The 20,343-nt window shown below is 59.5% G+C and carries 22 protein-coding genes and 1 tRNA gene; 6 read left to right on the top strand and 17 right to left on the bottom strand.

Translation table 11 applies throughout. The annotated features are described in order from the left end of the window. Positions 1 to 35 precede the first annotated feature (35 nt). Positions 36 to 923, top strand: a complete 888-nt coding sequence (locus ACP7EW_RS12455; RefSeq protein WP_426217307.1) for a hypothetical protein — start codon at positions 36 to 38, stop codon at positions 921 to 923. Here ACP7EW_RS12455 and ACP7EW_RS12450 read toward each other — a convergent pair. The 3 genes from ACP7EW_RS12450 to ACP7EW_RS12440 are packed head-to-tail and all read right to left on the bottom strand — an operon-like array spanning position 898 to position 4,495. After that, positions 898 to 1,920 carry a histone deacetylase family protein gene (locus ACP7EW_RS12450; protein ID WP_426217305.1) on the bottom strand — a complete coding sequence of 341 codons (1,023 nt, stop codon included), beginning with the start codon at positions 1,918 to 1,920 and terminating at the stop codon, positions 898 to 900. The genes ACP7EW_RS12455 and ACP7EW_RS12450 overlap by 26 nt on opposite strands. A 12-nt stretch (positions 1,921 to 1,932) precedes the next feature. Beyond that, positions 1,933 to 3,162 carry a Zn-dependent hydrolase gene (locus ACP7EW_RS12445; RefSeq protein ID WP_426217303.1) on the bottom strand — a complete coding sequence of 410 codons (1,230 nt, stop codon included), beginning with the start codon at positions 3,160 to 3,162 and terminating at the stop codon, positions 1,933 to 1,935. Positions 3,163 to 3,175: 13 nt separating this feature from the next. Next, on the bottom strand, positions 3,176 to 4,495 hold the full coding sequence (locus tag ACP7EW_RS12440; protein WP_426217302.1) for an MFS transporter: 1,320 nt from the start codon (positions 4,493 to 4,495) through the stop codon (positions 3,176 to 3,178). Between the two features lie 158 nt (positions 4,496 to 4,653). On the opposite strand from ACP7EW_RS12440, the gene ACP7EW_RS12435 reads away from it, so the two are divergent. Next, positions 4,654 to 5,592 carry a LysR family transcriptional regulator gene (locus tag ACP7EW_RS12435; protein ID WP_033902641.1) on the top strand — a complete coding sequence of 313 codons (939 nt, stop codon included), beginning with the start codon at positions 4,654 to 4,656 and terminating at the stop codon, positions 5,590 to 5,592. Between the two features lie 67 nt (positions 5,593 to 5,659). Here the strand turns inward: ACP7EW_RS12435 and ACP7EW_RS12430 are convergent, their stop codons facing one another. Next, on the bottom strand, positions 5,660 to 5,908 hold the full coding sequence (locus ACP7EW_RS12430; protein ID WP_426217299.1) for a hypothetical protein: 249 nt from the start codon (positions 5,906 to 5,908) through the stop codon (positions 5,660 to 5,662). Positions 5,909 to 6,190: 282 nt separating this feature from the next. Here ACP7EW_RS12430 and ACP7EW_RS12425 point away from each other — a divergent pair, with 282 nt between their 5' ends. Beyond that, positions 6,191 to 7,417, top strand: a complete 1,227-nt coding sequence (locus ACP7EW_RS12425) for an MFS transporter (RefSeq protein WP_426217297.1) — start codon at positions 6,191 to 6,193, stop codon at positions 7,415 to 7,417. A 57-nt stretch (positions 7,418 to 7,474) separates the two neighbouring features. Here the strand turns inward: ACP7EW_RS12425 and hepT are convergent, their stop codons facing one another. From hepT to dapA, 7 genes are all read right to left on the bottom strand, one after another. Continuing rightward, the gene (gene hepT / locus ACP7EW_RS12420; protein ID WP_426217295.1) at positions 7,475 to 7,924 is read right to left on the bottom strand and encodes a type VII toxin-antitoxin system HepT family RNase toxin; all 450 of its coding nucleotides are present in this window, start codon (positions 7,922 to 7,924) and stop codon (positions 7,475 to 7,477) included. Then, entirely contained in the window at positions 7,914 to 8,309 is a 396-nt protein-coding gene (gene mntA / locus ACP7EW_RS12415; protein ID WP_426217293.1) for a type VII toxin-antitoxin system MntA family adenylyltransferase antitoxin, read from the bottom strand. The genes hepT and mntA overlap by 11 nt, the downstream gene beginning before the upstream one ends. 120 nt (positions 8,310 to 8,429) lie before the next feature. Continuing rightward, positions 8,430 to 8,519: transfer RNA gene (locus tag ACP7EW_RS12410), tRNA-Ser, on the bottom strand. 84 nt (positions 8,520 to 8,603) lie between these two features. After that, positions 8,604 to 9,317: a phosphoribosylaminoimidazolesuccinocarboxamide synthase gene (gene purC / locus ACP7EW_RS12405; protein ID WP_003172493.1), complete on the bottom strand. Its 714-nt coding sequence runs from the start codon at positions 9,315 to 9,317 to the stop codon at positions 8,604 to 8,606. Between the two features lie 27 nt (positions 9,318 to 9,344). Continuing rightward, positions 9,345 to 10,103, bottom strand: coding sequence for an MBL fold metallo-hydrolase (locus tag ACP7EW_RS12400; RefSeq protein WP_426217290.1), 759 nt, complete (start codon positions 10,101 to 10,103; stop codon positions 9,345 to 9,347). Positions 10,104 to 10,107: 4 nt separating this feature from the next. Further along, complete coding sequence (gene bamC, locus ACP7EW_RS12395) at positions 10,108 to 11,223, bottom strand: outer membrane protein assembly factor BamC (RefSeq protein ID WP_028619346.1); 1,116 nt, start codon at positions 11,221 to 11,223, stop codon at positions 10,108 to 10,110. A 17-nt stretch (positions 11,224 to 11,240) separates the two neighbouring features. Continuing rightward, positions 11,241 to 12,119 carry a 4-hydroxy-tetrahydrodipicolinate synthase gene (dapA, locus tag ACP7EW_RS12390; protein WP_033902649.1) on the bottom strand — a complete coding sequence of 293 codons (879 nt, stop codon included), beginning with the start codon at positions 12,117 to 12,119 and terminating at the stop codon, positions 11,241 to 11,243. Between the two features lie 273 nt (positions 12,120 to 12,392). Between dapA and ACP7EW_RS12385 the strand changes: the two genes are divergently transcribed. Both ACP7EW_RS12385 and ACP7EW_RS12380 read left to right on the top strand, forming a co-directional pair. Continuing rightward, on the top strand, positions 12,393 to 12,953 hold the full coding sequence (locus tag ACP7EW_RS12385) for a glycine cleavage system protein R (RefSeq protein WP_003172487.1): 561 nt from the start codon (positions 12,393 to 12,395) through the stop codon (positions 12,951 to 12,953). Between the two features lie 10 nt (positions 12,954 to 12,963). Continuing rightward, entirely contained in the window at positions 12,964 to 13,437 is a 474-nt protein-coding gene (locus tag ACP7EW_RS12380) for a peroxiredoxin (protein WP_016975173.1), read from the top strand. A 52-nt stretch (positions 13,438 to 13,489) separates the two neighbouring features. On the opposite strand, the gene ACP7EW_RS12375 is transcribed toward ACP7EW_RS12380, so the two are convergent. Then, on the bottom strand, positions 13,490 to 14,560 hold the full coding sequence (locus tag ACP7EW_RS12375; RefSeq protein WP_033902651.1) for an AI-2E family transporter: 1,071 nt from the start codon (positions 14,558 to 14,560) through the stop codon (positions 13,490 to 13,492). Between the two features lie 31 nt (positions 14,561 to 14,591). Continuing rightward, on the bottom strand, positions 14,592 to 14,831 hold the full coding sequence (locus ACP7EW_RS12370) for a sulfurtransferase TusA family protein (RefSeq protein ID WP_010212198.1): 240 nt from the start codon (positions 14,829 to 14,831) through the stop codon (positions 14,592 to 14,594). Between the two features lie 94 nt (positions 14,832 to 14,925). Here ACP7EW_RS12370 and ACP7EW_RS12365 point away from each other — a divergent pair, with 94 nt between their 5' ends. Further along, entirely contained in the window at positions 14,926 to 16,359 is a 1,434-nt protein-coding gene (locus tag ACP7EW_RS12365; protein WP_016975171.1) for a M48 family metalloprotease, read from the top strand. Between the two features lie 65 nt (positions 16,360 to 16,424). Here ACP7EW_RS12365 and ACP7EW_RS12360 read toward each other — a convergent pair whose 3' ends face one another. The 4 genes from ACP7EW_RS12360 to rpoE all read right to left on the bottom strand — a co-directional run bounded on the left by ACP7EW_RS12360 (position 16,425) and on the right by rpoE (position 20,278). Next, the gene (locus ACP7EW_RS12360; RefSeq protein WP_016975170.1) at positions 16,425 to 17,864 is read right to left on the bottom strand and encodes a DegQ family serine endoprotease; all 1,440 of its coding nucleotides are present in this window, start codon (positions 17,862 to 17,864) and stop codon (positions 16,425 to 16,427) included. Between the two features lie 234 nt (positions 17,865 to 18,098). Then, the gene (locus ACP7EW_RS12355) at positions 18,099 to 19,061 is read right to left on the bottom strand and encodes a MucB/RseB C-terminal domain-containing protein (protein WP_426217286.1); all 963 of its coding nucleotides are present in this window, start codon (positions 19,059 to 19,061) and stop codon (positions 18,099 to 18,101) included. 15 nt (positions 19,062 to 19,076) lie between these two features. After that, a complete protein-coding gene (locus ACP7EW_RS12350) occupies positions 19,077 to 19,664 on the bottom strand; it encodes a sigma-E factor negative regulatory protein (protein WP_078741280.1) in 588 nt (195 codons plus the stop codon). A 32-nt stretch (positions 19,665 to 19,696) separates the two neighbouring features. Further along, positions 19,697 to 20,278, bottom strand: a complete 582-nt coding sequence (gene rpoE, locus ACP7EW_RS12345; RefSeq protein WP_003172477.1) for an RNA polymerase sigma factor RpoE — start codon at positions 20,276 to 20,278, stop codon at positions 19,697 to 19,699. Between the last annotated feature and the right edge of the window lie 65 nt (positions 20,279 to 20,343).

The raw sequence follows: 20,343 nt of genomic DNA, 5'->3' as shown, positions 1-20,343 counted from the left end.
TCTAAATTCCCCCGACTGACTGCTGGCAATCATCAATGACTCACTCCGCAAAAAAATACTTTGCACTCCGGATTGGCGTGCGTGCAGCGGGCCTGCTATGCGTCGCCACCCTCGGCTTTTTTGCCTGGCAAAGTTACTACCCCGTCAGTGCTGCCAAGGGTTGGAACGTGCGAGTCATACACCGTGACGTGCCCAAGGCCGCCTCGCTGATGCCCATGGCGGATGGCTCGTTGATGGTCAGCCAGGAACTCGACAAGGGCAAAGGCAGCATCGTGCGTATTCACCCCGACGGCACCCGTGAAGGGGTGGTGACCAACCTGTCCAAACCGGATGGTATCGTCCGGACCCGTGGCGGTTGGGTGTTCAGCCAGGAGTCTGCCGATTTGCCCGTCAGCTTCTTCAAGGACGGCGTCGTCACCGAACTGTTCACAGGCGAAAGCGTACAAGGCTTGTGGGATGACGGCGACGATCTCTACGCCATCGAAGACCGCAAACCCACCGGGCGCCTGCTGCGTTATCGCTGGAGCGACGGCGCCCTGACCGTGTTGCGCGACCAAGTGCAGGAAGGCGAATCCATCGTGCGCTGCACAGATGGGCGCCTGCTCTACAACGAGAAGCAAAAAGGTGTGGTACGTGAGCTGACCGATGATGGCAGCGACCCGGTGGTGCTGGCCAACCTGAACCAACCCACGTTCCTGATGTGCGATGAGCGCGGGTTATGGGTCAACGAAGACGCCACCCATCGGGCACGCCTGCTGTTGATTGATAAACAGGGGCGCCAGCAAACCATTCTCTCGTTCTTGAAAGCACCACAGTCGATTGTCCCGACAGGACGAGGGACTTATCTGCTGGCGGAAGGCGGCAGAGACCGGGTATTGGAGCTGGTGCCCGATACACTCACACCCAAACCTGCGGACCATTAAAAAACGCCCGCGCATTGCTATCCAACGTCTCCAGGTGATAGCCGCCCTCCTGCACGATCACGCACGGCAATCCCAACCCGCGAATGCACTCACCCAACCGCGCGAAACCCTCCCGTGTAACGGCGACTTTGCTCTGCGGGTCCAGCTCGTAGATATCGAAACCCAGTGACAGCACCAGCACATCTGCCGAGAAGTTTTTCACCGCCGCCAAGGCCTGTTCCAGTTTTTCGAAGAACACCGCCTCGCTGGCACCGTGGGGCATTGGCAGGTTGAGATTAAAGCCCTCACCTGCTGCGCTACCGCGCTCTTCGGCGAAGCCGGCAACGCCAGGGTAGAAGTTGGTGGGGTCACCGTGAATCGAGACGTAAAGCACGTCGTCACGCTCGTAGAAAATCTCCTGGATACCTTGGCCGTGGTGCATGTCGGTATCGAGTACGGCGACGCGCTGGAAACCTTCCCGCAATGCCTGGGCAGCTACCGCAGCGTTGTTGATGTAACAGAATCCTCCTGCCGCATCGTAACGCGCATGGTGGCCCGGTGGACGACAGAGGGCGTAGGCGGCCGGTGCGCCATCAAGAATGTCCTGGGCGGCAGCCACGGCGCTCTGGGCCGACCAATAGGCCGAGCGCCAGGTCAGTTCGCCGATCGGGCAACTGCCATCTGCGAGGTAACGCGCAGCTTGGGCAAGGATGCCGCGAAGGGCGTTGGGTTCGCGCACGAAGATATTGGACATGACTTCGTCGCCCCAATCTTCGGGGATTTCCTTCCAACGTTGATGGGCTTCCTGCAGGAAAGCCAAGTAGGGCGCACCGTGTACGGCCAGCAATGGATCGAGGCCGTAGTCCTGCGGCTGCAGGATGTCGAACCCCAAGGTTTGCGCGGCCAACAACAGGTTACGGGCGCGCTCGGGAACCTCTTGCGGCGTACGCATCTGACCACGGGAGTAGTAGCTGCGCGGATGATGCAAGAGTTGTTCGGGATGAAAAAACGTACGCATGAAGAAATCTCCTTACTGAACCTGGCCGGCGCGTTTCAACACGGCATTGAGCAATACGTCGGTGCCCTGGCGCACGTCCTCAAGCAACACGTCTTCGGCTTCGTTGTGACTGAGGCCGCCGACGCAAGGGATGAAGATCATCGCTGTCGGGCAATAGCGCGCCAGGTGGATGGCGTCGTGGCCGGCGCCGCTGACGATGCGTTGTTGGCTATAACCCAGGGCATCCACGGCGGTTTGCACGCAGGCGACGCAATCGGCGTCGAAAGGTGTAGCCGGGCTGATCCAGTGTGGGCTGACGGTCACGGACAATCCGCGTTGCTCGGCGATGGCCTGCAATTGCTGGCGCACCTGCTGTTCCATGGCATCGATATCGCCGTCGCGGTGATGACGCAAGTCGACGGTGAAATTCAGCAGGCCTGGGATGGTGTTGCGCGACGATTTGGCGATGCTCAATTCACCCACGGTGGTCAGGCCTTCCGGGGCAAAATCCGCCGCCAGGTTCTCCAACGCTTGGATCATCTGTGCGGCGCCATACAAGGCGTCTCTACGCAGCGGCATCGGCGTAGTGCCAGCGTGGGCAGCCATGCCTCCGACGCGCACATCCAGCCAACGAATGGCCTGACCGCCGGTGACCACGCCGATGCTCTTGGCGTTGTCCTCAAGAATCGGGCCCTGCTCGATATGCGCTTCGAAATACGCATCCACCGCGCCGCCCAAGGGGCGTGAGCCGTTGTAGCCGGTAGCACGCAAAGCCTCGGCCACACTGATGCCATCGACATCGGCTGTGGCCAGGGCCTTGTCCAGTGCCAAGGTGTCGGTGAATACCGCCGAACCGAGCATGGCTGGCGTAAAACGAGCGCCCTCCTCGTTGGTCCATACCGCGATTTCCAGTGGCTTGCGTGTCTGGATCCCATGATCGTCAAGGCTACGGATCACCTCCAGACCCGCCAATACACCGTAGACACCGTCGAAACGCCCACCTTCGGGTTGGGTGTCGAGGTGGCTGCCCATCATCACAGGCGCCGCATCCTTGTCCGTTCCGGCACGACGGGCGAACAGGTTGCCGATGGCATCCACGCTCAGGGTCAGCCCGGCGGCCGTGCACCAGTGGCTGAACAGTTCGCGACCGGCTTTGTCTTCGGCGCTCAAAGCCAGGCGGCAACTGCCGCCGCGTGCCGTGGCGCCAATCTCGGCCATGGCCATCAGGCTGGCCCATAGGCGCTCGCCATTGATCTTCAACATTACAGACACTCCATCAAACGCTATGGGCCATTTCATGACGGTGGGCGGTGGCATGCCGGCGCGACAATGCCAGCACACACACCAGCGAGACCGCCGCGATCAAGCTGTAAAACACTGCCATCGGCCACCATTGGCCTTGGTATTCGTGGGCCAGCCAGGTGCCGATCAACGGCGTAAGACCTCCCGCCAGCGCGCCGCACACCTGGTAGGCCAGGGAGATCGCGGTGTAGCGCAAACGGGTTTCAAACAGGCCGCTGACGAAGCCGGCGATCACGGCATAAAACGAGGCCATGCACACCACCGCCAAGGCGATGCCGAGGATGATCAAGGGTGCCTGGCCGCTGCTGACCAGCACAAACATGGGATAAGGCGAAGCCATGGCCAGCACCGTCATTGCGCACAGGAAACGCGTGGCACCGACCTTCTCCGCCACCCAGGCGGCCAGTGGCTGGACGCAGAACTGGATGATGGCGACGAAGAACAGGCACTCCAGAATCAACGAACGCGGTAGGCCCAATTGCTGAGTGCTGTAGGCAATCATGAAGGTGTTGGTGAAATACACACCGGCAATGCCCAACGTGTTGGCACCGATACACAGCAGCAGCGGACGCCAGGCGGTTCGCAGCACTTCAATGACTGGGGCCTGGTCTTTCTTGATCGCCCGCGCTTTTTCCGCCAAGGCTTTGTCTTCAAGAAATTCCGGCGACTCATTCACGCCCAGACGAATCGCCAGGCCAACCACCAACAGCAACGCGCTGGCCAGGAACGGCAAGCGCCAGCCCCAACTCATTAACGCGTCTTCCGGCAGACGGGTGACCGCACTGAACGCGAGCAGCGACAGGATCAGCCCAGCCGGGCTGCCCAATTGCGCGAAGGAAGCAAAGAAGTTGCGGCGGCCTTTGGGCGCATGCTCGCCCGCCATCAACACCGCCCCGCCCCACTCGCCGCCAACGGCAATACCCTGCACCACACGCAGCAGGATCAGCAGCACCGGCGCAGCCGCACCGATCTGCGCGTAGGTCGGCAGCAGGCCGATGCACACGGTGACCACACCCATCATCACCAGGGTAATTACCAAGGATTTCTTGCGGCCGATCCGGTCACCGATGTGCCCGAACACAATGCCGCCCAACGGCCGCGCGAAGAAACCCACGGCAAAGGTACCGAACGCCGCCATGGTGCTGAAGAGTTTGTCTTCGGAGGGGAAAAACAGTTGGCCAAACACCAGCGCCGCGGCGGTGGCATAGATGTAAAAGTCGTACCACTCGATCATGGTGCCGATAAAAGCGGCGGCCGCAGCACGGCGAGGCTGGGTCGAAGCGGAAGGCTTCATGGGGCTGGCTCCTTTGGTTATTTTTTTGGCAGGAGAAAGGTCGAACGCATGCGCTCTGATGGCGCTTGTTAGGGGTGATTTATCGTCTTGGGGCTATGATTAGTCAATTTTCTATTTATTATTCCAATTATAAATCTTGCTTATTATCGAGCTGCGCCATGCCCGAAGCCCGCCGCGACATTCACCCCTTGCTCAACGACCGCCTGGACTGGAACCTGCTGCGCACCTTCCGTGTGATTGGCCAGGAGCTGAGCATCAGCCGAGCCGCCGCCCGCCTGCACCTGACCCAGCCGGCGATCAGTCAGGCGCTCAAGCGCCTGGAAGAACAGCTCGATTGCCAACTCATCGTCCGCCGTGGTCCGCGCTTTGTGTTGACGGAGGCCGGCGAGCAGATCTTCGCCATCGCCGGCGAGATGTACGGGCAGGTGTCGCAGATGAGCAATGCCCTGCAAAAACCGGGCGATGAAGTGATTGGCAAAGTGCGTTTGCTGATGATCAGCCGGATCAACTCGGACACCTTCGATGAATTCCTGGCGGATTTTCATCGCGAACATCCTCGGGTCGACCTGGAAGTCGAGGTGATGCGCAGCTCGGACATCGTCGCCGCGCTCTTGGAAAAAACCGCGACCCTGGGGCTGAGTCTTAACCGCCGACCGCAGCCACGCTTGGAACAGCACCTGTTCCTGCGCCAGCGCTATGCGTTTTTTTGCGGGCGCCATCACCCGCTGTTCGGGCGCATTGGTTTGGCGGAGGGCGATCTGCAGTCGGAGAACTTCGTGAGCTTCACCAGTGACCAGATCGGCGGGATGCTCTCGCCGTTGACGATTTTCCGCGACCAGCAGGGGTTCAGCGGGCGGATTGTGGCGTCGTCTTCAAGCCTGGAAGAAGTGCGGCGTTTGGTGATCGCCGGCTTTGGTCTTGGCTGCCTGCCGATCCATGTTGTGGCAGACGATGTGAAGAATGGACTGCTGTGGCGGCTACCGCCGGACGAGGGCATTACGGACGTGGACATCCATCTGCTGTGGAACCGGGAACAGAAGATGAGCCGGGCGGAAACGGTATTTATCGACAGTCTTTCTGAAAAACTCGCGCGATGAGCGAACCTGGCCCCCGTGGTCGATGAGACCACGGGGACTTTCCCGACCTAATCGAAGTGACTCAGCGTCAACGCGCTTTATTGGCCTGAGAAAGCACCGACGCCGCAAGCGCCTTCGTGTCTTCGTTGTATTTATTGCTGCCCAGCACCTTGCCAGCCGTCTCCTCCATCTCTGCGCTGGTCTGCTTGTCGGTGCCTTTCTGGGCTAGCGCTGAAGCGGCAAGACTTCTGGCAATGACTGATGAGGTTGGGCTGTTGAGCGTATCCGCTGCCAATGTCGCGATCTTGCCCGAGGTTTTCTTGGTGTTTTTGCTCATGCTGCAACTCCTTTGCAGTGGGAAGCGCCTGATCGTGTGCGCAACCACACACTAATCAGTCGCCGGTGGCATCGCAATGCACTGCCTGTAGGCAATGTTTGAGAAGTCCGCATGAAAGGTGCATGGGTCACGTAGTGCGTGCTAGAGCGGCGCATCGATAGCACTGATGATTACTATCGAAACGAGCGCCTGCCCGATTTCCAGCACTGATTCCTATAATCGCCTCCACTTTCCTTCCCCCTCGCCTCACTTCGGGCGACGTTCACCCTGGAACCCAACACTATGCCAAGTGCCAGCCAGGCCCCTCGCGGCCTCCCCGAACATAATCAACAAAGCGTCAAACAGCAGTGGCTGGCGATTCTCTCGGTCGCCGTGGGCGCTTTTGCCCTTGTGACCAGCGAATTCCTACCCGTGGGCGTTCTCAACGACGTTGCCGCAGACCTGGGTATCAGTGCCGGCCACGCCGGCCTGATGGTCACCCTGCCCGGCATCATGGCTGCGCTGGCGGCACCTTTGCTGTCAGTGATCATTGGCGCCATGGACCGCCGTTACCTGCTGATCGGCCTGACGCTGATCATGATCATCGCCAACATGGTCGTGGCCTTCGCCAGCGACTTCAGCTTGCTGTTGTTCGGGCGCGTATTGCTGGGCATCAGCATCGGCGGATTCTGGGCCACGGCCATCGCCCTCAGCGGCCGCCTGGCGCCCAAAGGCGTGGACGTCGCGAAGGCCACTTCGATCATCATGATGGGTGTGACCCTTGCCACCGTGTTGGGCGTACCGGTCGGCACCTGGCTCAGCGGCCTGATGGGCTGGCGCATGACCTTCCTGGTCACCGCGCTGGTGGGCCTTCCGGTGCTGTTGGCGCAGGTCCTTCTGCTGCCATTGCTCAAGCCGGAAAAAGCCATTCTTGTCAGCGACCTGCCAGCGTTGTTCATCAACCCACGGGCTCGGGTCGGCTTGATCGCGGTACTGCTGATCGGCCTGGCACACTTTGCCGCGTACACCTACGTCGCGCCCTTCTTCAAGAACAGCTCCGGCTTCGATGGCCCGACCATCGGCTCACTGCTGCTGATGTTTGGCGTAGCCGGTGTGGCGGGTAACATTTTTGCCGGTTTCGCCGCCAACCGCAGCGTGCGCTACACCCTGCTGCTGGTCGCGCTGATGATCGGCACCAGCACCGCCCTGTTCCCCTACTTCGCCACCGGCCTGACCGGCGCCGCCATGCTGATCGCGCTCTGGGGCTTCGCCTTCGGCGCCTTCCCGGCCTGCGCCAGTATCTGGATGTTTGTGGTAGCGCCCAAGGATGTGGAGCGTGGTATGCCGCTATTTGTCGCGCTGTTCCAGGTGATCATTGCGCTGGGGTCGTTCTTTGGCGGGCGGATCGTTGATCAGATGGGCACTTCGGTGCTGTTGAGCCTGGCGACGGCGTTGGTGGGCGTGGGTTTTGTGACGGTGCTGGTGCTGGGGCGCAATGTCAGCAATAGCTTGGCGGCGCAACCTGCCTGACCAGACAAGTACTGGCTGAAAAGCCTGCTGAGTGTTGAGCTCAGCAGGCTTTTTCGTTTAATCGGGATGAGTGTCTGGGGTGGCGCCTGGCTGACTTGCATCCTTAGTCAGAATAAATGAGCTAAACGCCAGAAAATCCCCTAGATGCTGAGTGATGATCGCAACGGTGATCGGCAATTGAAGGGTTTGATACTCATGAACGGCGATATTACGAAAACCGACCATATTCTTCAGGTTGGTCAACAAGGAAGGGCTCACCCACCCACCTTGGGATAGCAATTGGAACACGTCACGTGCGCCCTGAGGGACGCCCAGCCGCTCACGACGGATCAAATGCTGCCCCATATCCAGTGCAGCTTCGCAGGCACGCTGAATGTTGAGAATCGCCGCATCCTGTCGGGTGAAGTCAGTCGCGAAACTGTCAGGGTCCTTGTCGTACTCCTCGCGAGCGCGAGCCACAAAGCGCTCAATGCTCGAAGCCTTGTTGATGAGCACATCATCGACCATGCACTTTTCCTTCCTTCTGAATATCGGCCAACAGCGCTGCCCTTGCAGTGTCCAGCGCGGTTTTTTCACTGAGAATATAGCTCTCGAAAATACCTACCTGACTGTCCTTGTTCCAGAGCCGACGCCCGGTTGTTATTACCTGATATTGCATGACCGTGGAGGCCGCACGCAGGTCCAGCAGATCGACGGGCACCGCCACGATGTCAGCAAGCTCCCCCGCTGTCTGCCACAGCAGTAGCGGGTCCACTGTGCCGGCAGCAAGCACTGCCAGGTCGATATCGCTGTCGGCATTCGCCTCACCCGTCGCTTGACTGCCAAACACATAGACAGCCATCAGATCAGGGACACTCGCCAATAACTGCGCCAACACTGCTTCAACGTTCATGTTGCGACTCATGGTGCCATCCGATGAGTGACCGTAGCAGAATTCATCTTCAAATTTCTGCCCCAAACAAAAAACCCCCGACAACCTTTAGGTTATCGGGGGTTTTTCGTTATTCAATAATGGCGGAGAGATAGGGATTCGAACCCTAGGTACCGGTGAAGGTACAACGGATTTCGAATCCGTCCCATTCGGCCACTCTGGCATCTCTCCAACGGCGCGCATCATAACAGCGTGACTCAGGAAAGCAAAGTTCGAAGCGAGATTTTTTTCCGTGCTATCAGATGCTTGCGTCGATTAAAGCGGTACGCCCAGACGGTTGGCGACTTCTTCGTAGGCTTCGATGACGTCACCGAGGCCCTGGCGGAAGCGGTCCTTGTCCATCTTCTTCTTGGTGTCTTTGTCCCACAGACGGCAGCCGTCCGGGCTGAATTCGTCGCCCAGGACGATGGAGCCGTCGTGGAACACGCCGAATTCCAGCTTGAAGTCCACCAGCAGCAGGCCGGCGTCGTCGAACAGCTTGCTCAGCACATCGTTGACCTTGAGGGACAGCTCCTTCATGCGTGCCAGTTGCTCAGCGGTGCCCCAGCCGAATGCCACGACGTGGGATTCGTTGATGAACGGGTCGCCCTTGGCGTCGTCCTTGAGGAACAGCTCGAAGGTGTAAGGGTTGAGCTTAAGGCCCTCTTCCACGCCCAAACGCTTGACCAGGCTGCCGGCGGCGTAGTTACGCACGACACATTCAACCGGGATCATGTCGAGCTTCTTGACCAGGCACTCGTTGTCGCCCAGCAGTTTATCGAATTGGGTCGGAATGCCGGCCTCTTCGAGTTTCTGCATGATGAAGGCGTTGAACTTGTTGTTCACCATGCCTTTGCGATCAAGTTGTTCGATGCGCTTGCCGTCGAACGCCGAGGTGTCGTTGCGAAACAGCAGGATCAGGCGGTTGGCGTCGTCGGTCTTGTACACCGACTTGGCTTTGCCGCGGTAGAGTTCTTCACGTTTTTCCATGATGGGCTCCGCTTGCTAAATGGTGGGCTAGGCGATGTGTCGCCAGTCGAGCCCTGAATCTTGATCGGCCAGTTGCAGCCAGTCCGGGTCGCACCCAAGGGTGTCGACAAAACATTGCCGGGCCAGCTGCGGCAGGTTGTTCTTGCTGCTCAGGTGGGCCAGGACCAGGTGTTGCAAGTCTTGCCAGCCCAACTCATACACCAGGTACGCCGCCTGGTGATTGTTCAAATGTCCCAGTTCGCCGCCCACCCGCTGCTTGAGAAAGCGGGGGTAGTGGCCGCGAGCCAACAGGTCCCGGCAGTGGTTGGACTCGATCATCAAAGCATCGAGGTCGCGATAACCGTCCAGCACCTTCGTACAGTAGGAACCCAGGTCGGTGAGTACGCCGAAACGCCGCTCACCATCGCTGAAGACATATTGCGTCGGCTCCTGGGCGTCGTGCGCCACGGCAATCACATCGATGCTCAGGGCACCGATTTGCAGCTGCTCGCCACCGGCCAGGAAACCTGCGGGTTCAATGGGTTTGCGCATCCCGCGCAAGGTACCGCGACTGAGGTACACCGGGAGATTGTAGCGCCGAGACAGCAAGCCCACGCCATGCACGTGGTCGGCATGTTCGTGGGTCACCAGAATCGCGCTCAGCTGCGCAGGGTCAACCCCCAGGCGCAGCAGGCGCCGCTCGGTTTCCCGTAACGAGAAACCACAATCCACCAGCACGTACGTGTCGTCGTGGGCGACCAGCGTACCGTTCCCTTGGCTACCGCTGCCGAGAACGGCAAAACGCACCGGATCAGCCCAGGTTGTCTTGAATCACGCCCAACACTTTGCGCGCTGTTTCAGCGGGTGCAACGGTGTTGATGTTCTTCTCGACGGTGACCTGCACGCTTTCGCCAACCTTGCTCAAACGAACCTGGTAACGCTCGGCACGGGTCTCGATTTCTTCCTTGGTCGGCTGGCTGCCGAACAGCTTGCTGAAGAAACCTGGCTCTTCATCTTTACGCTCGGCTTTTTCAGCCACGTTGATGTAGTACAGGCCCAGGCTGCGGTTGATGTCTTCTACACGCCAAGGGCCCTGTTCCAATGCACGGCCAACACTGGCCCAGGCACGGTCAAGGTCTTCACCCAGGTTCAGCACCACGTTGCCGCTGCCGTCTTCGGTGAGGCTGACGCGGCTCGGGGTGTCGTAATCACGTGCGGCGAGCAAGGAAACCGAACCGCCTTTCTCGGAAATACGGCTCATGCTGGCCAGCATCTCGTCGACCAGGGCCGAGTCGACACCGGTGTTCACCGAACGGTTGGTGAAATCAACATTAGCGGTGCTGCCGGCCGGACGCTCGGCGCTGACCACGTAGACTTCACTGGTATTACGCTGCACGCCTGGCTCGATGCGCACACGCACACGGGCTTCGCTATCGGCGGCTACACCACCGGCCTGCAAGCGCTTGGCCATGGTGGCGGACAGCTCGCTGCCCTGCTGCCATGCGGTAGTGAACTCACCGGTCTGCGGACGCTGTTCGTCGATGCGGAAACCGTTGTCCTGGAAGAACTGCACGGCCACTGGCCAGACTTCAGCAGGCGGGCGCTGGGCCACGATCCAGCGGGAATCACCGCTCTTCTGCAGGCTGTAGTCGCTGGCATCCGCCACGGCCGAGATCGGCTGTGGACGTGGCACCACGTACTCACCCTTGGTGGTGTCGTCGGCGACGTTACGCGGAATCGGCAGCAACGGGTCAAGGCGCTTGGCGACGTTGACGCCCGGCGGCAATTCCATCGGTTTGGTAGGTTGGGCTTCCAGGTAATCGCTACCGCGGTCACGGAAGTAGCCTTCCGGGCCCCAGATCCAACCGCAGCCACTGGTGCTGGAGATAATCAAGGCAAGTGCGGAAAGTCCGGCCAATCGCTTCATGCGTAGTGCTTCCTCAATTAAACCAGGACGCCGGACTGGCGCAGGGCCTGTCGCAGCGGTTCGTGACAGGCTTCGCTGAGACGGGTGAGCGGCAGACGGATACCGTCCGGCATCATGCCCATTTCAGTCAGTGCCCACTTCACGGGAATAGGGTTGGATTCGATAAACAGTGTCTTGTTGAGCGGCATCAGCTTCTCGTGGATCGCCCGGGCGGTCACGGCGTCACCGGCAATGGCGGCGGCGCACATTTCGCTCATGGCACGCGGAGCCACGTTGGCGGTCACGGAGATGTTGCCCTTGCCGCCCAGCAGGATCAGCTCTACGGCGGTGGCGTCGTCACCGGAATACAGCAGGAAATCACTGCTCACGCCGGCCAGGATGTCCTTGGCGCGCTGCAGGTCGCCGGTGGCTTCCTTGATACCGATGATGTTCGGCACGGTGGACAAGCGGATCACGGTCGCGGCCTGCATGTCGCAAGCGGTGCGGCCTGGCACGTTGTAGAGGATCTGCGGGATGTCGACGGCTTCGGCGATGGCTCGGAAGTGCTGGTACAGGCCTTCCTGGGTCGGCTTGTTGTAGTACGGGGTGACCAGCAGGCAGGCATCGGCGCCGGCCTTCTTGGCGTTCTTGGTCAACTCGATCGCTTCACGCGTCGAGTTGGCGCCCGTACCGGCGATCACGGCAATACGGCCCGCAACGCGCTTGACCACGAATTCGATGACCTGGATGTGTTCTTCCACGTCGAGGGTGGCCGATTCACCGGTGGTGCCGACCGCCACGATGGCGTTGGTGCCTTCTTGCAGGTGGAAGTCCACCAGTTTGCCCAGGCTGTCCCAGTCGAGATGACCTTGTGCATCCATGGGTGTGACCAGTGCCACCATACTGCCCGCAATCATGCAACCGCTCCTGCCGGAAAAAGAGAGCCGTAATGGTACTGGCGCCAAGATGCTTGCACAAGCGAAGTACCGCCTGAGGATGCGTTATGGCGCAACTAAACGCCGGGCAATGCCATCATTGGGCCAAAGCCCGCCTTGGAGCAGGATGAAATCGAGCCGATCACGCAATGAAAACGCCACCTCCTATCCCTTGGCGACGGTTTTCGCTACCCTTCATCCTTTGATCGATACAGCCCGCACAGTATCGACCGCTCATCGTTTTAGGAAGGCTGCATGTCCACCCCCACAGTTCGCGAACAATTCCTTGTTATCAGTGCCCTCGGCGCCAACCCCATGGAGCTGACCAACGTCCTGTGCCGCGCCAGCCATGAAAACCGCTGCGCCGTCGTGACCTCCCGCCTGACCCGTCACGGCGAGTGCAGCGCACTGGTCCTGCAGATCTCCGGCACCTGGGACGCCCTGGCGCGCCTGGAAACCGGTCTGCCGGGCCTGGCCAAGAAGCATGACTTCACGGTCAATGTGGTGCGCAGTGCTGCACTGGAGAATCGTCCCCAGGCCCTGCCTTATGTGGCGTACGTCAGCTCGGCCTATCGTTCGGACATCGTCAACGAGCTGTGCCAGTTCTTCATCGACCACAACGTCGAGCTGGAGAACCTGACCTGCGACACCTACCAGGCCCCGCAAACCGGCGGCACCATGCTGAACGCCACGTTTACCGTGACCTTGCCGGCCGGCGTGCAGATCAGCTGGCTGCGCGACCAGTTCCTGGATTTCGCCGATGCCCTGAACCTCGACGCACTGATCGAGCCATGGCGCCCACAGAACCCAATGTAAGGAAGTTTTCATGGCGGTAGTCATCGACAAACCGGTAGCCGATTTCGAAGCCCAGGCCACCAGCGGCCAGACCTTCAGCCTTGCAGCCCTCAAGGGCAAGCAAGTGGTGATATATTTCTACCCGAAGGACAGCACGCCAGGCTGCACCACCGAAGGCCAGGGCTTTCGCGACCAGTACGCAGCATTCAAAGCGGCCAACACCGAAGTGTTTGGCGTGTCGCGCGACAGTGTGAAGTCTCACGAGAACTTCAAGGGCAAGCAGGCATTTCCCTTCGAGCTGATCAGCGACAAGGATGAAGCGGTCTGCCAGCTGTTTGATGTGATCAAGTTGAAGAAACTGTACGGCAAGGAATACCTGGGCGTGGATCGCAGCACGTTCCTCATCGACAAGGACGGCGTGCTGCGTCAGGAATGGCGCGGCGTGAAAGTGCCGGGCCATGTGGATGCGGTTCTGGCGGCGGCGCAGGCTTTGAACAAAGCCTGAAACGCAGTGGGCTGTTGTGGTGAGCGGGCGCTCACCACAGAAGGCTAAACCGCTACAACAGCGGCGCGACGACAGGCTCCTGCCGCGGCCACGCATCCAGCACCGCCTTGAACAGCGTCGCCAGCGGGATTGCAAAGAACACGCCCCAGAACCCCCACAGCCCACCAAACAACAGCACCGCGCAGATGATCGCGACCGGGTGCAGGTTGACAGCCTCCGAGAACAGCAGCGGCACCAGCACGTTGCCATCCAACGTCTGGATGATTCCGTACACCGCCATCAGGTAAATGAACTGGTCGCTCCAGCCCCACTGGAACAGCGCGATCAGCGCCACCGGAACGGTCACCACCACGGCGCCGACGTACGGCACTACCACTGAAATACCCACCAACAACGCCAGCAACGCCGCGTAGTTCAGGTCCAGGGCGATAAAGGCGATATAGGTCACGCCGCCGCAGATAATGATCTCGATGACCTTGCCGCGAATATAGTTGGCAATCTGCCGGTTCATTTCCTCGGCCACCCGGGTAATCAGCGCACGTTCGCGCGGCAGATAGCCACGTACCCAACGGCCGATCATGGCGCGGTCCTTGAGGAAGAAGAACACCAGGATCGGCACCAGTACCAGGTAGATCATGATGTTGACCAGCAACGGCAGGCTGGACAGGGAAAAGGTCAGCGCCCATTGCCCGAATTTTCCGATCTCGCCGCGCGCCGCTTCGATGGCCTGCAATACCTGTTCGTCCGACACCAGGTGCGGGTAGCGCTCCGGCAACAGCAGCAACAGTGACTGCCATTTGGCGAGCATGCCCGGCAGCTCGTTGAACAACGTGATCAACTGATGCCACAGCAGCGGCAGTACTACCACGATAAACAGCACCAGCAGCCCCATGAACAAGGCGAACACCAGGCCCACGGCGGCTCCGCCTGGCAAGCGCAAGCGCTCCAGAGTGGTGACCAAGCCTTGCATCAGATACGCCAACACCATCCCCGCCAATACCGGCGCCAGCATGCCGCCCAAGGTGAGCACGGCCGTAAAGGCCAGAAACAGCAGGACCGCCAGCACCACGGCCTCCTCATCGGAGAAGTAGCGCTGGATCCAGTCTCGTAACACTTTGAACATCAATCAACCTCGGGTGGTGGGGGCAAACGGATCAGGCCTTGCGCAACCAGTAACGGTACACACCGGCGGCGTCCTCTTCATGGAGCAGGGTGTGGCCGGCGAGCTTGGCAAAGGTGCGGAAATCACGCTGGGAGCCCGCGTCTGTGGCGATCACCTTGAGCACCGCACCACTGGCCAGACGATTGAGCTCCAACTTGGCCTTGAGCAAGGGTAACGGGCAATTGAGGCCGCTGGCATCGAGTTCGGCATCAAAGGCTACAGCGTCGGTCATGGTTTACTCCAGGCAAGCGTCGGGGATGCTTAGAATATCTGGTCCGAAGCTCAGTGTCCGGCTACAGTAAGCTCTTTGTCGAAAGGCTTTGTGCATGACTTTTTTGCGCCCTACCCTGCTGACGCTGGCTTGCCTGCTGGCCTCCCCAGGCTTCGCTGACGACCTGCCGTCACTCGGCGACGCCAGCTCTGCCATTGTCTCGCCACAACAGGAATACCAGTTGGGCCGCGCCTGGCTGGCCTACCTTCGGGGCCAGGTCTCGCAACTCAACGATCCGCAGCTCAAGGATTACGTCGAAACCAGCGTCTACAAGCTGGTGGAGACCAGTCAGGTCAACGACCGACGCCTGGAGTTCATCCTGATCAACAGCCCGCAATTGAACGCCTTTGCCGCGCCTGGCGGAATTGTTGGGGTCAACGGCGGCCTGTTCCTCAACGCCCAGACCGAAGGGGAATATGCCTCGGTACTGGCCCACGAACTGGCGCACTTGTCCCAGCGTCACTTCGCCCGTGGCGTGGAAGCGCAACAGCGTATGCAAATCCCAATGATGGCGGCCCTGCTGGGTGGCATCATTGCCGCAGCAGCCGGCGCGGGCGACGCGGGTATTGCCGCGATTGCCGGCACCCAGGCGGCGGCGATCCAGGAACAGCGCCGGTTCTCCCGTCAGAACGAACAAGAGGCTGACCGTATCGGCATACTCAACCTGGAAAAAGCCGGCTACGACCCGCGCTCCATGCCGACCATGTTCGAACGCCTGATGCGCCAATACCGCTTCGATGCCAAGCCGCCAGAATTCCTGCTGACTCACCCAGTCACCGAATCGCGGATCGCCGACACCCGCAACCGCGCCGAGCAAGCCAAAGCCGGTGGCAAGGAAGACAGCCTGCGTTATCAACTGATTCGCGCACGGGTGCAGCTGCAATACGAAGACACGTCAGGCCTCGCCGCCAAGCGCTTCCAGGCTCAGTTGGACGAGAACCCGAAGAACGATGTGGCGCGCTACGGCCTGGCTATCGCCCAGATCAAGGGTTCTCAGTTCAAGCAAGCACGGGAAAACCTGACAGCGTTACTCGCCAAAGCGCCGAACGACATCACCTACAACCTGGCGCTGATCCAGCTTGAGATAGACAACAACCATCTGCCCGATGCCCAGCAACGTACTGATCGAATGCTGACTCAATATCCGGGCAACTACCCATTGAATCAGCTACGCGTGGATCTTCTGCTCAAGCAGAACCGCACCGCCGATGCGGAAAAAGCATTGGATAGCTTGCTCAAGTCTCGTCCGGATGATCCAGACGTGTGGTACCAGGTCGCAGAGACACGCGGCTTGTCCGGCAACATCATCGGCCTGCACCAAGCCCGTGCCGAGTACTTTGCGCTGGTCGGTGATTTCCAGCAGGCCATCCAGCAGTTGGATTTTGCCAAGCGTCGCGCCGGCAACAACTTCCCACTGTCTTCACGTATCGACGCCCGTCAGCGCGAGCTGATCGAGCAGGAACGGCTGGTCAAAGGGATGATGAGCTAAACCTATCGCCCATAAAAAAGCCCCGCCTTCATCCAACGAAGGCGGGGCTTTTTATTTTTATCGACTTACTCGGCGAGCTTGAACGTGATGAAGCTTGCACGCCCCTGACGCAGCACGCGCATCGACACCGAACGATTCTTCGGCAACGCCTTGGCGATGTCGGTGAATTGCTTGGTGCTGTCGATGGCCTGGTTGTTCAGGTGGGTGATGACATCACCCGGCTGCAAACCGATCAGGGAGGCAGGACCGTCCTGTACTTCCTTGATCACCACGCCACTCTTGAGGTCGAAGGTTTTCTTCTGCTCATCGGTCAGCTCGGCCACGGCAATACCCAGGCGGTTGCTGCTGCGCTCGGCGCCTGGCTTGGCATTACCCAACGCATCCAGGGTTGCGCCTTCTTCAGGGATGGCACCCACTGTCAGCTCAACGGTCTGGCGCTTGCCTTCGCGGATCACTTCCAACTTGGCCTTGCTGCCCGCCTTGAGTGCACCCACCAGGTGCGGCAGGTCGGCCGACATGACGATCGGCTGGCCATTCATGCTCAGGATCACGTCGCCGACTTGCAGGCCCCCTTTGGCAGCCGGGCCGTCGTCCTGGATCTGCGCGACCAGCGCACCGGCCGGCTTGTCGAGGCCGAAGGACTCAGCCAGGTCTTTGTTCACTTCCTGGATCACTACGCCCAACCAGCCACGGCTGACTTTGCCGCCGCTTTTCAGCTGGTTGGAAACGTCCATGGCTACATCGATCGGGATAGCGAACGACACGCCCATGAAACCACCGGAGCGGGTGTAGATTTGCGAGTTGATCCCCACCACTTCACCGGCCAGGTTGAACAGCGGACCACCCGAGTTACCCGGGTTGATCGGCACGTCGGTCTGGATGAACGGCACGTAGTTTTCGTTCGGCAAGCTGCGGCCGATGGCGCTGACGATACCTTGGGTCACGGTGTGGTCAAAACCAAACGGCGAACCGATGGCGACGACCCACTGCCCGGCCTTCAGGTCCTGGGATTTGCCCAATTTCAGCACGGGCAGGTCTTTGCCTTCGATCTTCAGCAGCGCCACATCGGAACGTGGGTCGGTGCCCACCAGCTTGGCTTTCAGTTCACTGCGGTCAGCCAGGCGCACGAGAATCTCGTCGGCATCGGCAATCACGTGGTTGTTGGTGAGGATGTAGCCATCCGGCGAAATGATAAAGCCCGAGCCCAGGGACTGAGCCTCACGCTGGCCACCCCCGCCACCACGGGGGGCACGCGGTTGCGGCATGCCGCGCTCAAAGAACTCGCGCAGCATCGGCGGCAGGCCTTCCAGGTCCGGCATCTGCTGGTTGGAGACTTTGCGATCCGGCAGTTTTTGCGTGGTACTGATGTTCACCACGGCCGGCGAGGCTTGCTCAACCAACTGGGTAAAGTCAGGTAGCTCGGCCGCTTGCGCGGGCAAGGCCTGACCCAGCACCAACACCGTGGCGACTATGGATAGGTAAGACTTCAAACGTGGTATCGACATACAGCTCCCGTTACGACGAGCAGGGTTGAGCGACAGGGTTCAAGAAACGCCGAAAACTGCGACCGACATCTTTGTTCCGCGAACAAAACAAGGCCAGAGCCGACAAGCCCTGACCTATAAAAAACATAAGAGATTTTTGCAAGTGAAAATGCTGATCCAGACATTTCATGCTCTCGGCAGCCAACCTGGCATGCAAATACAGTGAAACGTCAGGATGAACATAGGATTAACGGCTCACGGCTGGGCGGCTGGTTTTTTTTCACCGCGCACCGACAACGCGATACGTTCTGCGGTGCCGATCGGGATTTCGCCCACCACCGTTACCATCATTTCACCGTCCACCGTATTGAGGCGACGAGATACAGCCACCGTAGGGCCGAGTTGGGTGCGGGTTTCCGTGACACTCGCATCACTGATCGGCTCCAGGAACACCGAGAAACGCGCCAGCCCGTCCTCATACATGAGACTGTCGACTGTTGCCTTGGTCTGGGCGTCTTTGCGGGCGCTGGTATTGGTCAGTTGAAAGCCGGGCGGCAACCACTCCAAATGCCATGCCTCAGTAGATTGCACTTCTGGAGCCTTCTCATTGGCAACCGATATAGGTGTGCATTCGGTGCTGGGTTGCAGATCGCGATCATCCGGTGCGACTGATGTGTTCAACCGCGTGAACTGGAAGCGCTCAAGCAGCTGCCCTTGATCATTCAGCAAAAGCGACTTGAGAGGCAGCGCGGTTTCGCGATCCAGGTGCAGCTCGAAACCATAGCGATACTGGTCACGCGGCATGATCGACACGATCACCGCGTTACGCCCGGCCACACGGGATTTGCCAATGACGGCCAGTTCGTAGAATTGATTGAGTTTTTGCGGATCCAACGCACGGGATGGCGCATCACGCGAGTTGCCAAGGCCTGCGACAAGGGTGCCGCTGACACATTGGGTCCGGCCATCCAGCCGCACGACTTCCTGGGCAGAACCATCGAGCTGCAAAAGCCGCTCACGGACCTGACCCTCCTGGACACGATGCCAGATGTCATGGGTAGAAAAACTGCCGTTACGTTCGTAGACGAACGTGCCTTGAAAGCTTTGCTGCTGCTCTGCACGCCCAAGTCGAGTCAGCCAGTCTTGGGCTTCATCGCCATGGGCGGGGAGTGCAAACCAACCACCGAGCAAAAGCGTAAGGAGCGGTATGGCTCGCATAGAGCTCCTTACGGATTAGCGGTTTTCCAGGCTTGCTGCGCGAGCGTATGGCAAAGCGCTTTCAGTGCCCTTCAGAGCCGATTCCTGTGCGTGCTGGCGCAGGTAGCCTGGAAGACGCTGGTCCTGCCAGCCGGATTGCCCTTGCAGTACACCGCTGGCCATCGGGCCGGTGGTGTCAGAGCTTTCCTTGTAGCCGGCCAGTACCGCTGGGCCTTTGACTTGCGGACCGGCCATGACCGGTTGCTGAGTCTGCTGGGCCAGTTCGGCACCGGCGATTTCGTCCTGGTTGTACAGGCGAACACCGGCCAACACGGCAACAGTCACCGAAGCAGCCACTGCCAGGCGACCCAGGCTACGCCATGGACCACGAGCAGCTTTTGCCGGAACGGCTTCATCAGCCAGCGCGGCAGAAACGGCCGCAGCAATATCCAGACGAGGGATTAGAAGATCCTTGTGCATCACCGCCCGAGCGACTTGGTAACGAGACCAGGTATCACGGGTTTCGGCATCATCAAATGCGTTGAGCACTCGACGAAGTTCCAGTTCATCCGCTTCGTTATCCATCACTGCGGACAGCGATTCCTGCAGGGCATCACGACTCATGGCGGTTCCTCTCTTGGCTGTCGCCGCTGTCTTTAGTTTTCCTGCAACAACGGTTGCAAGGCTTTATCGATGGCTTCCCGGGCCCGGAAAATCCGTGACCTTACAGTCCCCACCGGACACTGCATGACGCTCGCAATGTCTTCGTAACTCAGACCATCGAATTCACGTAAAGTTAACGCCGTACGTAAATCTTCTGGCAGTTGCTGAATTGTGCGATGAACGGTGCCTTCGATCTCGTCGCGCAGCAATGCACGCTCCGGCGATTCGAGATCCTTGAGGCCGTGATCACCATCGTAAAATTCCGCATCTTCTGAACTTACATCACTATCCGGTGGGCGGCGTCCGCGAGACACCAGATAGTTCTTCGCCGTGTTGATGGCGATTCGGTATAGCCACGTGTAAAACGCACTATCACCGCGAAAGTTACCAAGTGCACGGTAAGCCTTGATAAAGGCTTCCTGTGCAACGTCCTGCGCTTCATGGGTGTCGTGCACAAACCGCACGATCAACCCGAGAATTTTGTGCTGGTATTTCAGCACTAGCAGATCAAAAGCTCGCTTGTCGCCGCGTTGAACGCGCTCGACCAGCTGCTGATCCTCTTCCTGGGTTAGCATGAACACTCCTCGTTGTACTTGAAGGAGGCTTGCATAACTAAACGATCAGGCTTGCAAACATAGAC

The organism is Pseudomonas sp. DWRC2-2 (genome assembly GCF_049897885.1).
GTDB classification, from domain to species: Bacteria; Pseudomonadota; Gammaproteobacteria; order Pseudomonadales; family Pseudomonadaceae; genus Aquipseudomonas; species Aquipseudomonas azotoformans_A.
The sequence above is the reverse complement of the archived record's forward strand: the minus strand, read 5'-3'. Positions and strand labels throughout refer to the sequence as shown.

Coding starts and splice junctions, on each gene's coding strand:
- ACP7EW_RS12440 (WP_426217302.1), bottom strand. CDS start 4,495: ATGAAGCCTTCCGCTTCGACCCAGCCTCGCCGTGCTGCGGCCGCCGCT.
- ACP7EW_RS12365 (WP_016975171.1), top strand. CDS start 14,926: ATGACTTTTTTGCGCCCTACCCTGCTGACGCTGGCTTGCCTGCTGGCC.
- ACP7EW_RS12435 (WP_033902641.1), top strand. CDS start 4,654: ATGCCCGAAGCCCGCCGCGACATTCACCCCTTGCTCAACGACCGCCTG.
- mntA (WP_426217293.1), bottom strand. CDS start 8,309: ATGAACGTTGAAGCAGTGTTGGCGCAGTTATTGGCGAGTGTCCCTGAT.
- ACP7EW_RS12430 (WP_426217299.1), bottom strand. CDS start 5,908: ATGAGCAAAAACACCAAGAAAACCTCGGGCAAGATCGCGACATTGGCA.
- ACP7EW_RS12355 (WP_426217286.1), bottom strand. CDS start 19,061: ATGCGAGCCATACCGCTCCTTACGCTTTTGCTCGGTGGTTGGTTTGCA.
- ACP7EW_RS12380 (WP_016975173.1), top strand. CDS start 12,964: ATGGCGGTAGTCATCGACAAACCGGTAGCCGATTTCGAAGCCCAGGCC.
- ACP7EW_RS12425 (WP_426217297.1), top strand. CDS start 6,191: ATGCCAAGTGCCAGCCAGGCCCCTCGCGGCCTCCCCGAACATAATCAA.
- purC (WP_003172493.1), bottom strand. CDS start 9,317: ATGGAAAAACGTGAAGAACTCTACCGCGGCAAAGCCAAGTCGGTGTAC.
- dapA (WP_033902649.1), bottom strand. CDS start 12,119: ATGATTGCGGGCAGTATGGTGGCACTGGTCACACCCATGGATGCACAA.
- ACP7EW_RS12455 (WP_426217307.1), top strand. CDS start 36: ATGACTCACTCCGCAAAAAAATACTTTGCACTCCGGATTGGCGTGCGT.
- ACP7EW_RS12445 (WP_426217303.1), bottom strand. CDS start 3,162: ATGTTGAAGATCAATGGCGAGCGCCTATGGGCCAGCCTGATGGCCATG.
- ACP7EW_RS12350 (WP_078741280.1), bottom strand. CDS start 19,664: ATGAGTCGTGATGCCCTGCAGGAATCGCTGTCCGCAGTGATGGATAAC.
- hepT (WP_426217295.1), bottom strand. CDS start 7,924: ATGGTCGATGATGTGCTCATCAACAAGGCTTCGAGCATTGAGCGCTTT.
- ACP7EW_RS12385 (WP_003172487.1), top strand. CDS start 12,393: ATGTCCACCCCCACAGTTCGCGAACAATTCCTTGTTATCAGTGCCCTC.
- ACP7EW_RS12375 (WP_033902651.1), bottom strand. CDS start 14,560: ATGTTCAAAGTGTTACGAGACTGGATCCAGCGCTACTTCTCCGATGAG.
- ACP7EW_RS12450 (WP_426217305.1), bottom strand. CDS start 1,920: ATGCGTACGTTTTTTCATCCCGAACAACTCTTGCATCATCCGCGCAGC.
- rpoE (WP_003172477.1), bottom strand. CDS start 20,278: ATGCTAACCCAGGAAGAGGATCAGCAGCTGGTCGAGCGCGTTCAACGC.
- bamC (WP_028619346.1), bottom strand. CDS start 11,223: ATGAAGCGATTGGCCGGACTTTCCGCACTTGCCTTGATTATCTCCAGC.
- ACP7EW_RS12360 (WP_016975170.1), bottom strand. CDS start 17,864: ATGTCGATACCACGTTTGAAGTCTTACCTATCCATAGTCGCCACGGTG.
- ACP7EW_RS12370 (WP_010212198.1), bottom strand. CDS start 14,831: ATGACCGACGCTGTAGCCTTTGATGCCGAACTCGATGCCAGCGGCCTC.